The sequence below is a fragment of the Streptomyces sp. NPDC008238 genome (assembly GCF_042956445.1).
In the GTDB taxonomy this organism is placed as follows: Bacteria; Actinomycetota; Actinomycetes; order Streptomycetales; family Streptomycetaceae; genus Actinacidiphila.
The window spans coordinates 497,477-511,300 of record NZ_JBIBGK010000002.1 but is presented as its reverse complement, the minus strand read 5'-3'; the positions used below and the strand labels follow the sequence as shown (position 1 = coordinate 511,300).

15 protein-coding genes are annotated in these 13,824 nt (G+C 73.9%); 9 read left to right on the top strand and 6 right to left on the bottom strand.

Annotated features, from left to right (window positions below; translation table 11 throughout):
- The first annotated feature begins 81 nt into the window (after window positions 1-81).
- The 3 genes from ACFZAU_RS07165 to ACFZAU_RS07155 are packed head-to-tail and all read left to right on the top strand — an operon-like array spanning window position 82 to window position 1,387.
- Window positions 82-933, top strand: a complete 852-nt coding sequence (locus ACFZAU_RS07165; RefSeq protein ID WP_500551399.1) for a peptidoglycan-binding protein — start codon at window positions 82-84, stop codon at window positions 931-933.
- Window positions 930-1,130, top strand: a complete 201-nt coding sequence (locus tag ACFZAU_RS07160) for a hypothetical protein (protein ID WP_500551398.1) — start codon at window positions 930-932, stop codon at window positions 1,128-1,130. Before ACFZAU_RS07165 ends, ACFZAU_RS07160 begins: the two co-directional genes overlap by 4 nt.
- Window positions 1,127-1,387 carry a hypothetical protein gene (locus ACFZAU_RS07155; protein ID WP_499606585.1) on the top strand — a complete coding sequence of 87 codons (261 nt, stop codon included), beginning with the start codon at window positions 1,127-1,129 and terminating at the stop codon, window positions 1,385-1,387. The genes ACFZAU_RS07160 and ACFZAU_RS07155 overlap by 4 nt, the downstream gene beginning before the upstream one ends.
- Window positions 1,388-1,417: 30 nt before the next feature.
- Here the strand turns inward: ACFZAU_RS07155 and ACFZAU_RS07150 are convergent, their stop codons facing one another.
- Window positions 1,418-2,596, bottom strand: a complete 1,179-nt coding sequence (locus tag ACFZAU_RS07150) for a D-alanyl-D-alanine carboxypeptidase family protein (RefSeq protein ID WP_500551397.1) — start codon at window positions 2,594-2,596, stop codon at window positions 1,418-1,420.
- A 179-nt stretch (window positions 2,597-2,775) separates the two neighbouring features.
- Here ACFZAU_RS07150 and ACFZAU_RS07145 point away from each other — a divergent pair, with 179 nt between their 5' ends.
- Window positions 2,776-4,131 carry a DUF4132 domain-containing protein gene (locus ACFZAU_RS07145; RefSeq protein ID WP_500551396.1) on the top strand — a complete coding sequence of 452 codons (1,356 nt, stop codon included), beginning with the start codon at window positions 2,776-2,778 and terminating at the stop codon, window positions 4,129-4,131.
- Window positions 4,128-5,123 (top strand): hypothetical protein, encoded by a 996-nt coding sequence (locus tag ACFZAU_RS07140; protein ID WP_500551395.1) that lies wholly within the window; start codon window positions 4,128-4,130, stop codon window positions 5,121-5,123. The genes ACFZAU_RS07145 and ACFZAU_RS07140 overlap by 4 nt, the downstream gene beginning before the upstream one ends.
- A 69-nt stretch (window positions 5,124-5,192) precedes the next feature.
- Here ACFZAU_RS07140 and ACFZAU_RS07135 read toward each other — a convergent pair whose 3' ends face one another.
- The 5 genes from ACFZAU_RS07135 to ACFZAU_RS07115 form a co-directional block, all read right to left on the bottom strand.
- Window positions 5,193-5,951: a succinate dehydrogenase iron-sulfur subunit gene (locus ACFZAU_RS07135; protein WP_499606589.1), complete on the bottom strand. Its 759-nt coding sequence runs from the start codon at window positions 5,949-5,951 to the stop codon at window positions 5,193-5,195.
- Window positions 5,951-7,705: a succinate dehydrogenase flavoprotein subunit gene (gene sdhA / locus ACFZAU_RS07130; RefSeq protein WP_500551394.1), complete on the bottom strand. Its 1,755-nt coding sequence runs from the start codon at window positions 7,703-7,705 to the stop codon at window positions 5,951-5,953. Before sdhA ends, ACFZAU_RS07135 begins: the two co-directional genes overlap by 1 nt.
- 28 nt (window positions 7,706-7,733) lie before the next feature.
- A complete protein-coding gene (locus ACFZAU_RS07125) occupies window positions 7,734-8,204 on the bottom strand; it encodes a succinate dehydrogenase hydrophobic membrane anchor subunit (RefSeq protein ID WP_500551393.1) in 471 nt (156 codons plus the stop codon).
- Between the two features lie 8 nt (window positions 8,205-8,212).
- Complete coding sequence (sdhC, locus tag ACFZAU_RS07120) at window positions 8,213-8,593, bottom strand: succinate dehydrogenase, cytochrome b556 subunit (protein ID WP_078620037.1); 381 nt, start codon at window positions 8,591-8,593, stop codon at window positions 8,213-8,215.
- A gap of 126 nt (window positions 8,594-8,719) precedes the next feature.
- Entirely contained in the window at window positions 8,720-9,289 is a 570-nt protein-coding gene (locus ACFZAU_RS07115; RefSeq protein ID WP_500551392.1) for a 2-oxo-4-hydroxy-4-carboxy-5-ureidoimidazoline decarboxylase, read from the bottom strand.
- Window positions 9,290-9,584: 295 nt separating this feature from the next.
- Between ACFZAU_RS07115 and ACFZAU_RS07110 the strand changes: the two genes are divergently transcribed.
- From ACFZAU_RS07110 to ACFZAU_RS07095, 4 genes are all read left to right on the top strand, one after another.
- On the top strand, window positions 9,585-11,138 hold the full coding sequence (locus ACFZAU_RS07110; RefSeq protein WP_500551391.1) for a beta-N-acetylhexosaminidase: 1,554 nt from the start codon (window positions 9,585-9,587) through the stop codon (window positions 11,136-11,138).
- A gap of 239 nt (window positions 11,139-11,377) precedes the next feature.
- Complete coding sequence (locus ACFZAU_RS07105) at window positions 11,378-11,905, top strand: RNA polymerase sigma factor (RefSeq protein WP_499606658.1); 528 nt, start codon at window positions 11,378-11,380, stop codon at window positions 11,903-11,905.
- Between the two features lie 50 nt (window positions 11,906-11,955).
- Complete coding sequence (locus ACFZAU_RS07100) at window positions 11,956-12,588, top strand: RNA polymerase sigma factor (protein WP_500551390.1); 633 nt, start codon at window positions 11,956-11,958, stop codon at window positions 12,586-12,588.
- Window positions 12,585-13,697, top strand: a complete 1,113-nt coding sequence (locus tag ACFZAU_RS07095) for a hypothetical protein (RefSeq protein WP_500551389.1) — start codon at window positions 12,585-12,587, stop codon at window positions 13,695-13,697. Before ACFZAU_RS07100 ends, ACFZAU_RS07095 begins: the two co-directional genes overlap by 4 nt.
- Window positions 13,698-13,824: the final 127 nt, after the last annotated feature.

Sequence of the window (13,824 nt, the reverse complement as noted above, 5' to 3'; positions counted from 1 at the left end):
CGCCGTGCACACGGCGGTCCGGGGCTTTCCCGTTCCACCCGTTCCACCCCATCAGATCCGTCCCCCACCAGAGGAGGAACCATGGCCGCACCCGTCTCCGCGACGGCATTCCTGGCCGCTCTCGACGCCGAAGGCGTCACCGTCGCCGGGCACGGCGACTGGCGCACCCACCACCGCAACGCCGTCGGCGCCTGGGGCCCGGTGCACGGTGTGATGCTGCACCACACCGCCGGCCGGGACAGCGTCGGGCTGTGCCGGACCGGCCGCCCCGACCTGCCCGGACCGCTGTGCATCGGCGTCGTCGCCAAGGACGGCACCGTGCACCTCGTCGGGTACGGGCGCACCAACCACGCGGGAAGTGGTTCGAGCGCCGTCTACGAAGCCGTCCGCGCGGGCCGCCCGGTACCCGCGAGGCCGGGTGCCGACACCGTCGACGGCAACGCCCACTTCTACGGGTTCGAGATCGAGAACCTCGGCGACGGCCGCGACCCCTACCCGGCCGCCCAACTGACCGCCGTGGAGCGGACCGCGGCCGCCCTGTGCCGGGCGCACGGCTGGAGCGCCGCCCACGTCGTCGGGCACAAGGAGTGGACCCGGCGGAAGATCGATCCGAGCTTCTCGATGCCCGCCATGCGGCAACGCGTCGCCGAGCGCCTGGGAGCCCGCCCCGCGCGGACGTACGAGCCCTTCCCGGGGGCGGCCTTCTTCCGGGCCGGGCGCCGCAGCGACGTCGTCACCGCGATGGGGAAGCGCCTGGTCGCCGTCGGCTGCGGCCGCTACCGGCAGGGTCCCGGCCCGGAGTGGACCGAGGCCGACCGCAGCTCCTACGCCGCCTGGCAGCGCAAGCTCGGCTACGGCGGCGCGGACGCCGACGGCATCCCCGGCCGCACCAGTTGGGACGCCCTGCACGTCCCGAGGAAGGAGACCGCATGACCGACGCCGACCGCCGTACCGTCCGCACCCTCGTCCAGACCGGCGTCGCCCTCGCCGCCGCCGCGCCACTGCTGGTGGACGCGACCTGGCCGGGCGCCTGCACCGTGCTCGCCGTCGCGGCGGGCGTCACCCGCGTGATGTCCCTCGACGCCGTCGAGCGGCTGCTGCCCTCCTGGCTGAGGAGGTGCGGCGGATGACCACGCATCAGGAGGGCACCCTCGGGGTCGCCCTCGAACTGGAACGCCTGCGCCGCTCCGTCGACGTCGGCTTCGCCACCACCCGGGGCGACCTCGCCCTGCTCCTGCAGCGCGCCGACCAGACCGACAAGGTGCTGGGCGAGCACGAGGAGCGTCTGGAGGCGCTGGAGCGTTCCCGCTGGCCGCTGCCCGCCGTGGCGGCGCTCACCGGGCTGCTGGCGCTGGTCGTCGCGGCCTACGGGATCTTCGCCCGGTGACCCGCGGGCCCCGGCCGCGCGACGGCGGCCTCAGCGGGCGCGGCTCGAGCCGCGCCCGCGCCGCCGCGCGTCCCCCCGGGCGGCGGCCGTACGCTGCGGCAGCGGGCGGCGCCTGATCGCCAGGACGAACGCCGCCACGGCCGCCACCAGCACGGTCTCCACGGCCGGTCCGACCCACGAGGACCCCTTCGACCCGTCGGCCGCCGCCGCGGGCCGCGGGCCGGGGCCGTCGGCCGGCGGCCCGCCGGCCATCGCGCGCGCCTGGCTCAGCGTCGGCACCAGCTCCCCGACCGGCTCCACGCGGCCCACCGCGTCGAAGCCCCAGTCGAGCAGGTCGGCCGCCTCCTGGTACACCTCGTCGTAGCCGGACTCCGGGTGCATCACGGTCACCAGCAGCGTCCGCCCGTCGCGTTCCGCGGCGCCCGTGAAGGTGTTCCCGGCGTTGGTGGTGTAGCCGTTCTTCACCCCGATCATGCCGTCGTAGTCGCCGAGCAGCCGGTTGGTGTTCTGGATCTCGAAGCTCGCGCCCTTCTCCCCGGGGAAGCGGGCGACGCGCGTGGCGCAGTAGTGCCGGAAGTCGGGGTTCCGCAGCCCCGCGCGGGCGAAGAGCGTCAGGTCGTACGCCGAGGAGAGCTGGCCGGGCGTGTCGTAGCCGTCCGGGCTCACCACGTGCGTGTCGTTCGCCTGCAGCTCCCGCGCCCGCGCCCGCATGTCCCGGACGGTCTTCTCGACGCCGCCGTTCATCGAGCACAGCACGTGCACCGCGTCGTTCCCCGAGCGCAGGAACACCCCGAGCCACAGCTGCTCGACCGTGTAGCTGATCCCCGCCTCGATCCCGACCAGACTGCTCCCGGCCCCTATGTCCGCCAGGTCCGCGTGCGTCACCTGGTGCCGGGACCGCCGGTCGAAGAGCGGCAGCAGCGTGTCCGCGAAGAGCATCTTCAGCGTGCTGGCCGGCGGCAGCCGCCGGTGCGCGTTGTACGACGCCAGGACCTCACCGGAGTCGGCGTCCGCCACGATCCACGACAGGGAGTTCGTCTCCGGCAGCTTCGGCGCCCCCACGGCCACCTGCACCCCGTGCAGCCCCAGCCGCTCGCCCCCGACCACGGATCTGCCGGCGGCCACCGCCTTTCCGGCGGGGAGCAGCGCGGCAGCCACGCCGAGCCCGAGGACGGCACGTCGCGGCGGTGTGGGGGGTGTCGCGGCCATGGGGGGACGGTACAAGCTGCGACCCCCCACGGCCGAACCGGGCCCACCCCCGTGCACACCGGTCGGCCCAGTGCACGGGGGGTGCTTGCGCCGGACGGGGGAAGCGCGGCGCGCTGTCAGAGGGCGGTCCTACGCTCGGTCGGGACGGGGAACGTGGGGTCGCCGCATGGGGGTGGACGGTGAGCGTGATCGTGTGGGGGGACGCCGGGGGGCCGGCCGTGCCCGGGTACGGGCTCGGAGTGGCGCAGCCGCTGGGCGGGGTCACCGCGCAGCTGGGCATCCGGGACGGGCGGGCCGTGCTGGGGTGGCGGAACGCGGCGGGCAAGGCCCTGAAGGGCGCCCCGGCGGCCGTACGGCGTGAGCACGCCGGGGAGTTGACCCGGCTCAGGACCGCCGTCAGGGACATCGACCGGACGCTGGCCGCCGAGGCCGGCCGGCTGGACCGGCTGTTCCCGGAGCGGCCCGCGTGGCCGTACGCCGTCTGGCGGGACGGGTTCGCCGGCCACCCGCTACTCGGCACCCTTGCCCGGCGGTTGCTGTGGACGGTCGACGGGGTCGCCTGCGGCTGGGCCGGGGGCGGCCTGCGCACGCTCGACGGCGCGCCGGTCCCGGCCGGCGCAGAGGGCGTCGTCGCGCTGTGGCACCCCCTGGGGCGCGAGCGCGCGGAGGTCACGGCCTGGCGGGAGTGGCTGGAGCGGCACGGCGTCACGCAGCCCTTCCGGCAGGCCCACCGCGAGGTGTACGGCCCCGCCGACGCCGGACGCCTCTTCGCCACCCCGCACGTCCTGAGGCGGCGGCGGTTCGCCGCGCTGGCCACCGCCCGCGGCTGGCGCCACCTCCCGCTCCCGCCGCCCGGGGACGCCCTCCCGCCCGGGGACGCCCTCCCGCCCGCCACGCGCGAACTCCCGCAGTGGGGGCTGCGTGTGGAACTGCCCCTCCAGGGCCTCGACGGCTCCGGCGACGACCCGGCCCTCTGCGGCGGCCCCGCGCTCGTCGCGGCGGACCGGGTGCGCTTCCTCCCGCTGGACGCCCCCGCCGGGCGGGCCGACCCGCTGCCGCTCACCGGCGTCCCGCCGCTGGTCCTCAGCGAAGTCCTGCGCGACGTCGACCTGTTCGTCGGAGCCGCCGGCATCGGCAACGACCCCACCTGGCAGGACGGCGGCCCCGACGGCCGGTTCCGCGCCTACTGGACGTCCTATGGCTCCGGCGAGCTGACGCCCTGCGCCGAGACCCGCCGCGACGTGCTGGCCCGCCTCGTGCCGCGCCTGGCCGTCGCCGGCCGCTGCGCCGTGGACGGCCGCTTCCTGCACGTCCGGGGCGACCGGCACACGTACCGGATCCACCTCGGCTCGGGCAACGTCCTGATGTCCCCGGGCGACCGCCACCTGTGCGTCGTCCCGCCCGTGACCGCCGGCGCGGTCCCGGGCCCCCTGCCCTTCGAGGGCGACCCCATGCTGCCGGTGATCCTCGCGAAGGCGCTGCTCCTGGCCCGTGACACGGAGATCACCGACCCGACGATCGTGAGCCGGCTGTGAGACGCGTACGGACCCTCGAGTACTCGCCCTGGGAGGACCCGGGCCGCATCGACCTCATCGCCCGGCTCACCGCGCGCGGGGACGCGGCCGAGCTGGCCGGGCAGTTGCTGTCGGCGCCGGAGTGCGAGGGGTACGGAGCGGTGTCCCTGCTGAGGGCGATGCCCCAGGAACTGCGGTTCACCCTCGCGGGGCTGCTCGTCGAGCGTGCCAACGCGCCGGGTTCGACTCCCGACCGGTACGAGCGGGTCACGGTGCTGCTGGCCGCGGTGTCCCGGGGCTTCGTGCACGACGCGTGGTGCGCCCTCTGGAACGACATGCTGGAGGGCATCGCCAGGCGGTCCTACTGCTTCGACTACGGCGACGAGATGCCCGTCGTCGCGGAGGCCCTGCTCGACGCGGGACGTCCGTTGTCGGCGGAGGTCGTCGGGATGATCCGCCGGTGCGCGCACCACGGCCTCGACTGGGCGGAACTCCTCCTGGACCGCCTTCCCGAGCCGCCCCTCAACCCCGGCGAGCCCTGGTCCGACCGCGTCCTGGCCGAGCTGCCGGCACTCGGCGCACGGTGGCGGCGGCTGATCCCGCACCTGCGCGCCGCCAAGCCGGGCCCCGGCGCGCGCTGGGACCGGGCGGCCGCCGGGATCCTCGACGGCGTCGGCCCCGAGGCGGTACGCCGCACCGCCACACCCTGGCTCGCCCTCGCGACCCACGGCGGCAGCGCCGAGGCGGGCGCCCACGACCCCTGGAACGTCTCCGCCGTACGGGGCCTGGCCTGGCTGCTGTCGTCCCCGGCCGTGCCTCCCCACCAGGAGACCGTCCGCGTCCTGGGCGCACTCGTGGAGCGGTCCCCGGTCAAGACCGTCGTCGCCGGTGCCGGCGTACGCGCCCTGGCCCGGCTGGAGCGCGGCGCCGGACGGGAGGAACTGCGCAGGCTCGCGGAGCGCGTCGACCACACGACCACCCGCAAGCAGATACACCGGGCGCTGGCCCCGTGAACGCCCGAGGGCCCCGCGGCCCGGCGGGAACCGGGTGCGGGGCCCTCGGGGGAGCCTCGGCGGAGGGGATCAGAAGCGACGCGTGATGAGCGCGCGCTTCACCTCCTGGATGGCCTTGGTGACCTCGATGCCACGCGGGCAGGCGTCGGTGCAGTTGAACGTGGTGCGGCAACGCCACACGCCGTCCTTGTCGTTCAGCACCTCGAGCCGCTGCTCGCCCGCCTCGTCACGCGAGTCGAAGATGAAGCGGTGGGCGTTGACGATGGCCGCCGGGCCGAAGTACTGGCCGTCGTTCCAGAAGACCGGGCAGGACGACGTGCACGCGGCGCACAGGATGCACTTGGTGGTGTCGTCGAAGCGCGCGCGGTCCTCGGGGGACTGCAGGCGCTCGCGGGTCGGCTCGTTGCCCTTGGTGATCAGGAAGGGCATCACGTCCCGGTAGGCCTGGAAGAACGGGTCCATGTCGACGACCAGGTCCTTCAGCACCGTCAGGCCCTTGATGGGCTCGACGGTGATGGGCTTGTCCGGGTTGATGTCCTTGATCAGGGTCTTGCAGGCCAGCCGGTTGCGGCCGTTGATGCGCATGGCGTCGGAGCCGCAGATGCCGTGGGCGCAGGAACGACGGAACGTCAGCGTGCCGTCCATGTCCCACTTGATCTTGTGGAGGCCGTCGAGGACCCGCTCCTTGGGGTCGATCTCCAGCTCGAAGTCCTGCCAGGTGGCCTCGTCCGAGATCTCCGGGTTGAACCGGCGGATCCGGAAGGTGACCGTGATGTAGGGCGAGGCCTGGGCCTCGGCCTCGACCTTGTCGAGGGTCGCGGTGCTCATCAGTACTTACGCTCCATCGGCTGGTAGCGGGTCTGCACGACCGGCTTGTAGTCGAGCCTGATCGACTCGGTGCCGTCGGCTCCCACCTCGCGGTACGCCATCGTGTGCCGCATGAAGTTGACGTCGTCGCGGTTCGGGTAGTCCTCGCGGTAGTGGCCGCCGCGGGACTCCTTGCGGGCCAGGGCCGAGACCGCCATGACCTCGGCGAGGTCGAGCAGGTTGCCGAGCTCGATCGCCTCGAGCAGGTCGGTGTTGAACCGCTTGCCCTTGTCCTGGATCGACACGTTCTTGTACCGCGCGCGCAGCTCGCCGATCTTCTCGACGGCCGTCTTGATGGTCTGCTCGGTGCGGAACACCATCACGTTGGCGTCCATGGTCTCCTGCAGCTCCTTGCGCAGCTGCGCGACCCGCTCGTTGCCGGTGGAGGCGCGGAGCCGCTCGACCTGGTCCACGACCAGCTGCGCCGGGGCCTCGGGGAGCTCGACGTAGCCGTGGTCCGCGGAGTACTCGGCGGCCGCGATGCCGGCCCGGCGGCCGAAGACGTTGATGTCCAGCAGCGAGTTGGTGCCCAGGCGGTTGGCGCCGTGCACGGAGACGCAGGCGACCTCGCCGGCGGCGTACAGGCCCGGGACGACGGTGGTGTTGTCCGACAGGACCTCACCCTCGACGTTGGTGGGGATGCCGCCCATGGCGTAGTGCGCGGTGGGCTGGATCGGGATCGGGTCCGTGTAGGGCTCGATGCCGAGGTAGGTCCGCGCGAACTCCGTGATGTCCGGGAGCTTGGCGTCCAGCTGCTCCGGCGGCAGGTGCGTCAGGTCGAGGTAGACGTGGTCGCCCTCGGGACCGCAGCCGCGGCCCTCGCGGATCTCGGTGTAGATCGCGCGGGAGACGACGTCGCGCGAGGCGAGGTCCTTCATGACCGGCGCGTACTTCTCCATGAAGCGCTCGCCGTCCTTGTTGCGGAGGATGCCGCCCTCACCGCGGGCGCCCTCCGTCAGCAGGATGCCCATGCGCCAGATGCCGGTCGGGTGGAACTGGAAGAACTCCATGTCCTCCAGCGGCAGACCGCGGCGGTAGACGGCGGCCTGGCCGTCACCGGTGAGGGTGTGCGCGTTGGAGGTGACCTTGAAGAACTTGCCGGTGCCGCCGGAGGCGTACACGACGGCCTTCGCCTGGAAGACGTGGATCTCGCCGGTGGCCAGCTCGTAGGCGACCACACCGGCGGACTTCTGGACGCCGTCCTCCTCGACGAGGAGCTGGTCGAGGACGTAGAACTCGTTGAAGAACTCCACACCCTCCTTGACGCAGTTCTGGTACAGCGTCTGGAGGATCATGTGGCCGGTGCGGTCGGCCGCGTAGCAGGCCCGGCGGACCGGGGCCTCGCCGTGGTTGCGGGAGTGACCGCCGAAGCGGCGCTGGTCGATCCGGCCCTCGGGGGTGCGGTTGAAGGGCAGGCCCATCTTCTCGAGGTCGAGGACCGCGTCGATGGCCTCCTTCGCCAGGATCTCGGCGGCGTCCTGGTCGACCAGGTAGTCACCGCCCTTGATCGTGTCGAAGGTGTGCCACTCCCAGTTGTCCTCCTCGACGTTCGCGAGGGCCGCGGCCATGCCGCCCTGGGCGGCGCCGGTGTGGGAGCGGGTGGGGTAGAGCTTCGTCAGCACGGCGGTGCGGCTGCGCTTCGTCGCCTCGATGGCGGCGCGCATGCCGGCGCCACCGGCGCCGACGATGACGGTGTCGTACTTGTGGATCTGCATGAGGGGTCGCTTCCCTGTCCAGCCCTGGCTAGCGGATGTTCGGGTCGAAGGTGAAGATCACCAGCGTGCCGAGGATGATGGTGAACGCGGTCGCGGTGTAGAGCACCATCTTCAGCCAGAACCGGGTGTTGTCCCGCTCCGCGTAGTCGTTGATCACGGTGCGCAGGCCGTTGCCGCCGTGCAGCATCGCCAGCCACAGCATGACCAGGTCCCAGGTCTGCCAGAAGGGCGAGGCCCAGCGGCCGGCGACGAAGGCGAACCCGACCTTGGTCACGCCGCCGTCGAGGACCAGCTGGATCAGCAGGTGACCGATGACCAGGACGACCAGGACGATGCCGGACAGGCGCATGAACAGCCAGCCGTACATCTCGAAGTTGGTCCGGGTGCTGCGCGGGGTGCGCTTGGTGCGGGCGCGCGGCGCCTCGATGACCGGGGCCGGGTTGTCGGGGCCGTAGGCGGCGCTGGAGGAGCTGAGCTCCACGTGTTCGGTTGCGGACATGACTTCGCTCAGCTCCCGAACAGCACTCGTGCGGCGTGGCCGAGGACGGGGTAGATGGCCCCGATCATCAGCACGACCCAGATTCCGACGACGGTCCACAGCATCTGCTTCTGGTACTTGGGGCCCTTGGACCAGAAGTCGACGGCGATGACGCGCAGGCCGTTCAGAGCGTGGAAGAGGACAGCCGCGACCAGCCCGTACTCGAGCAGGCTGACGATGGGCTGCTTGTAGGTGTTGACGACCTTGTCGTAGTCCTCGGGGGAGACACGCACCAGTGCGGTGTCGAGGACGTGGACGAACAGGAAGAAGAAGATGAGGACACCGGTGACTCGATGAGCCACCCATGACCACATGCCTTCCCGGCCGCGGTACAACGTTCCAGCCGGCACGGAAAAAACCCTCCGGGAGCGGATGTGGGGCCTGCCGGCTTCGTTGGTCGGTCGGCCCGGCCGGGTACGGTCCACCGGCCCTGGCCATCGTAGCGACGGCTTGTCGGCTACGTCCTGCCGGGTCCTTCAGGTGTGATCGATCCCGCACGTGTGGGTGTATCGGCCGGGAACCCCGGGCCCGCCCCGCGCGTCCCCGAGGGCCAGTCGCACCAGGCGGGAGCGGGTGACGCGGCGCAGTTCCTCGGCGGCCGTGACCCGTTCCTCGTCCGGGTCGTTGCCCAGACGCTGACGGAGTGACGCCAGCATCCGGTCGAGGGACTCTCCGGGGTGCACGCCGTCGAGGGACAGCACGAAGACATGGCCGAAGCGCGCCTCGTACGCGGCCTGCGCGGCCCGCAGCGCCGTGTGCGCGGCGAGGTGGCCGCGGGTGGGGGCGGAGTCCGGCGGGGCGCCGGAGGCCTCGGCGGCCAGCGCCTCGGCGAGGTCGGCGGGCGTGAGGTCGTAGGCGGCCTCGTCGGCGGCGGCCAGCAGCGCGTCCAGGTCGGGGTAGGGGCGGTGCGCGGCGACCCGGCGGGCCCAGCGCAGGCTGCCGCAACAGCTCAGCAGGACGGCTTCGGCCGCGCCGGGCGAGGCGTCGTTGAGCCGCCGCAGGCCGTGGGGGAGGCCGGGGCGGATCGCCGGGGCGGGCCGGGGCACGCGGCCGCGCGACTGCGCGGGGAGGTGCGCCGGGGCCCGTGGCGGGACGGCGGGGGTGTCGCTGGACAGCGGTGGGCTCCTGGGAGGGAACGGTGACGGCCGTGGGGGGAACCGCGAGGCGGCTGCGCGGCGTGAACCACAGTGGGACGGCGAGTGACGACCACCGTATCGGCCTATGTTCGGCCCTGTACGACGGATGCGCGAATTTCACTCGTACGGGAACGAAAGTGCACGACTTCTCCAGGTCCGCGCGGCGAGATCCACACAGCGGGCATAAATTCGGATCATGTGGCAGATGCGGGCGAAACGTGCGTCGGCGTACGCGGCGACGGCCGTACTGACCGCCGTGCTCGGGGCGGGCCCGGCGCTCGCCGCGCCCGTGGGGACCACCACCCCCGGCGCCCCGCGGACGGGGCAGGCGGGCACGTCCGCCGGGTTCCCGTCGATCCCCGCCGTCCGTTCCTTCACGCCCGCCGCCGGGGACGCCGCCTTCGTCCCGGGACCGGGCTCGCGGGTGGTGGCGCCCGCCGGGAGCGCGGTGGAGGACGAGGCGCGGCTGCTCGCGGGGGAGCTCCGCCGGCCGTACGCCAGCGGGCCCGCCGGACCGGGGGACATCTCGCTTTCACTCGAACGGAGTAATTCGGGGCCGGAGTCGTACGAGATGACAAGTTCGGCCGACGGGGTGACAGTGCGCGCCGGCACCGACGCCGGGGTCTTCTACGGCACCCGCACCCTCCTCCAGGCGGTCCGTTCCACCGGAAGGGTGCCGGCCGGCACCGTCGAGGACGGTCCGGACCGCCCGGAGCGCGGGCTGATGATCGACATCGGCCGCAAGTACTTCAGCCGCGAGTGGCTGGAGGCCCGGGTCCGCGAGCTGGGCGACCTGAAGTACAACCAGCTCCACCTGCACCTCAGCGACGACCAGGGCTTCCGCGTGCAGAGCGACAGCCACCCCGAGGTCGTCTCGGCCCGGCACCTGTCCAAGGAGGACGTCCGCGCCGTCGTCGAACTCGCCGCGCAGCGGCACATCACCGTCGTCCCCGAGATCGACAGCCCCGGCCACATGGGCGCCGTGCTCGACGCCCACCCGGACCTCCAGCTGCGCTCCGCGAACGGCACGCCCGTGCGCGGGGCGCTCGACGTCTCCCGGCCCGGCGCGGCGGCCGTCGTCGACGACCTGATCAAGGAGTACGCGCCGCTCTTCCCCGGCACCTACTGGCACGTCGGCGGCGACGAGTACGGACCGCTCGTGACGGACGACCCGGAGGCGTCCTTCCCGCAGGTCGCCGCGTACGCGCGCGAGCGCTACGGCCCGGACGCGGGTGTGGCCGACGCGGCGGCCGGCTGGCTCAACGACCGCGCCGCCACGCTGCGCTCGCTCGGCAAACGGGTCGAGGCGTGGAACGACGGCTTCTCCGACGGCGCCCGGGTCACCGCGGACCCGGACCGGGTGGTGGCCTACTGGTCCAGCAACAAACTGCGCGGACGGCTGCCCGAGGAGTACCTGCGCGAGGGCCGGCAGCTGCTCAACCTCAACTCCTGGTACCTCTACTACGTCCTCGGCGCGCCGGAGAACTTCCCCTACCCCAGCGGGCGGCGCATCTACGAGGAGTGGACCCCGGCCGTCGTCTACCGGGACGACGCCGTGCCCGCGGCGCTGTCGGGGCCGGACCGCATCCTCGGCGCGCGGCTGGCGGTCTGGTGCGACCGGGCCGACGCCCAGACCGAGGAGGAGGTCGCGGCCGGCATCCGGATGCCGCTGCGCGCGCTCACCCAGAAGCTCTGGGACCCCGGTCCGCCCGCCCTGAGCTGGCAGGACTTCAGCGCCCTCGCCGAGCGCGCCGGCTGAACCGGCGCGCTCGGGCGCACACAGGTGAAGCGGCCGAAGTCCGCCTCCCCCCACAGGAGCGTCTCCGGCCGCTTCTGATTGTTAAAGCGCCGGCGCGGCCGAAAACGTCACACCCATCGCCACGCGGCCCGGCAGGTGTGACGATTCAGTGCGAATCCACGCTGTACAGGATGCCGGCGATTCGAGGGGACGGTGTGGCCAGCAACGGGGGGCGCCACGATCCGCGGGCCGACCGCGACATGGAGCTCGGGGCCGCGGTCCGGCGCGCCCAGGGCGGGGACGAGCACGCCTTCGCGGTCGTCTACCGGCTCGTCCAGCCGCTGCTGCTCGGCTACGTGCGCGGCCTCGTCGGTGACGAGGCCGAGGACGTCACCTCCGAGGCCTGGCTCGAAATCGCCCGCGACCTCGGCCGGTTCCGCGGCGACGGGGCGGGCTTCCGCGGCTGGGCGGCGACCATAGCCCGGCACCGCGCCCTGGACCACCTGCGGCGCCAGGACACCAGGCCCCGCGCCCGGCCCTTCGACGCCGAACTGCTGGACCTCCCCGCGGCCGAGGACACCGCCGACCGCGCGCTGGAGGCGCTCGCCACACGACGCGCGCTCTCCCTGATCGCCTCGCTGCCGCCCGACCAGGCGGAGGCGGTCCTGCTGCGCGTCGTCGTCGGGCTCGACGGGGGCTCCGCGGCCCGGGTGCTGGGCAAACGGGCGGGAGCGGTCCGCACGGCGGCGCACCGCGGCCTCAAGCGGCTCGCCAGGCTGCTGTCCTGACCCTTGGTGACCGGCCGGTAACCGCCCCGGGGGCCCTGCGGCCGCCCACCATGCGGCAGTATGGTGCGCGATTCCGAGGGGGAGGCTCGAACGTGGATTTGGCGACCGCGGTACGCGCGGCGCAGGAGGGGGACGAGGACGGCTTCCGGTTCGTGTACCGAGCGGTGCAGCCGCAACTGCTGCAGTACATACGCTCACTGGTCGGCGCTGGGGACGCCGAGGACGTGGCGTCGGAGGCGTGGTTGCAGATAGCGCGCGACCTGCCGGGCTTCAGCGGCGACGGGGACGCGGTACGCGGCTGGGCCGCCCGGGTCGCCCGCAACCGCGCGCTGGACCACCTGCGGGCGGTGGGCCGCCGGCCGCTGGCCGCCGCCGGCGTGGAGGAACTGGTCGACCGGCCGTCCGTCTCGGACACCGCCGAGGAGGCGGTCGCCGCGGTGGGCACCGGTGCCGCGCTGGCGGCCATCGCCGCCCTTCCCCAGGACCAGGCCGAGGCCGTACTGCTGCGCGTGGTGATGGGCCTGGACTCCCGGTCGGCGGCCGAGGTCGTCGGCAAGAGGCCCGGTGCGATGCGCATGGCCACCAGTCGCGGCCTGCGCCGTCTCGCCGAGCTGCTGGATTCCGACGGCGGCTCGTCGAGTGTGACGTTTTCGGCGCCCCGAACGCTTGAGGACATGAGATGAGCGATAACCGAGGACACGACTGGCTGGACGACGCCACCGCGGAGCGGTTGCTGCGGGGTGCCCACGGTGACGACCCCGCCGGGCGGGCCTGGCGCGACGAGCGTGCCGCCGCCCTCGCGGGGCTGCTGTCCGCCGCCGCGGAGCCCGCGGCCCTCGACCCGGAGCGCGAGGAGGCGGCCGTCGCCGCCTTCCGCGCCGCGCGTGACGACCGGGCGCTCACGGCGGACCCCGCGGACGTCCGCCTGGGCGCGTCCGACGACTGGTCGCCCGGCGCGGGCGCGGGCGGGGTGTCCCGCAGCGTCCGCAACCGTACGGCCCGTCAGACCCGTTCGCTGACCGGGTCGCTGATCGCGACCGCGGCGGTGGCGGGGGTGAGCGTGGCGGCCGCCGCGGGCGCGCTGCCCGCCCTGCTCGGCTACGGCGTCCCGGACCCGACCCCGGTCCACACCCAGGGCGCGGCCACGGCCGCCTCGGACAGCGGTTCGCCGTCCCCGGGCCGTACCGCCCCGCCGGTCTCCTCCCGCCCCGGCTCCGGCAGCGACCGCCCGGCGGGCGGCGCCGGCGGCACCCACGGCACGGTCGTCCCCGGCCGGCCCGCCGGTACGCCGTCCTCCACGGCGCCGGTCACGGCGGCCCTGGACCACAAGGCGCTGTGCCGCGCCTACGCCGCGGCCGGTCGGCACCGCAAGGGCGTGGACGAGCAGGCCTACAAGCAGCTGCGCACGGCTGCGGGCGGCGGCGGTCAGCAGCAGGTCCGCCGCTACTGTGCCGGACTGCTCGGCTGGAACGCCGGGGACGGCGGGAACGCCGGGAACGGTGCGAACGGCGGCAAGGCCCGGAGAGGTGACGAGTCGGGCGGCAATGACTCGCAGGACGGCCGCGGCCGTTGGAAGAATCGTTCCGGCGGACCCCACCGCCACGGGGGCCGCGCCCCGCGCGGCACCGCCGATGGCCCTCCGGCCCTCCGGGCGGGCCCGTCCGTACCGACGTCCCGCCCGGCGGCGACCTCCCGTCCCGCACCGGCCGACGGGAGGCCGGAACCGCGTTCCGGACACGGCTCTCACGGCACCCACGGCACCCACGGCTCGCACGGCACCCACGGGGAGTGACACTTCCCGGCCGCCGTGCGCTTCTGAGGAGGGGCCGACTGGTCATCGGCCCCCGCGGATCCGGGCCTTTCCGTGCCCAGGGGTCCGCACCCGAGCGCGGCCGGGCGGCTCCCCTCTCCCGGCCGCG

Excerpts from the sequence above, each read along its gene's own strand:
- ACFZAU_RS07165 (WP_500551399.1), top strand. The coding sequence starts at position 82 with ATGGCCGCACCCGTCTCCGCGACGGCATTCCTGGCCGCTCTCGACGCC.
- ACFZAU_RS07160 (WP_500551398.1), top strand. The coding sequence starts at position 930 with ATGACCGACGCCGACCGCCGTACCGTCCGCACCCTCGTCCAGACCGGC.
- ACFZAU_RS07155 (WP_499606585.1), top strand. The coding sequence starts at position 1,127 with ATGACCACGCATCAGGAGGGCACCCTCGGGGTCGCCCTCGAACTGGAA.
- ACFZAU_RS07150 (WP_500551397.1), bottom strand. The coding sequence starts at position 2,596 with ATGGCCGCGACACCCCCCACACCGCCGCGACGTGCCGTCCTCGGGCTC.
- ACFZAU_RS07135 (WP_499606589.1), bottom strand. The coding sequence starts at position 5,951 with ATGAGCACCGCGACCCTCGACAAGGTCGAGGCCGAGGCCCAGGCCTCG.
- sdhA (WP_500551394.1), bottom strand. The coding sequence starts at position 7,705 with ATGCAGATCCACAAGTACGACACCGTCATCGTCGGCGCCGGTGGCGCC.
- ACFZAU_RS07125 (WP_500551393.1), bottom strand. The coding sequence starts at position 8,204 with ATGTCCGCAACCGAACACGTGGAGCTCAGCTCCTCCAGCGCCGCCTAC.
- ACFZAU_RS07110 (WP_500551391.1), top strand. The coding sequence starts at position 9,585 with ATGCGGGCGAAACGTGCGTCGGCGTACGCGGCGACGGCCGTACTGACC.
- ACFZAU_RS07105 (WP_499606658.1), top strand. The coding sequence starts at position 11,378 with ATGGAGCTCGGGGCCGCGGTCCGGCGCGCCCAGGGCGGGGACGAGCAC.
- ACFZAU_RS07100 (WP_500551390.1), top strand. The coding sequence starts at position 11,956 with ATGCGGCAGTATGGTGCGCGATTCCGAGGGGGAGGCTCGAACGTGGAT.
- ACFZAU_RS07095 (WP_500551389.1), top strand. The coding sequence starts at position 12,585 with ATGAGCGATAACCGAGGACACGACTGGCTGGACGACGCCACCGCGGAG.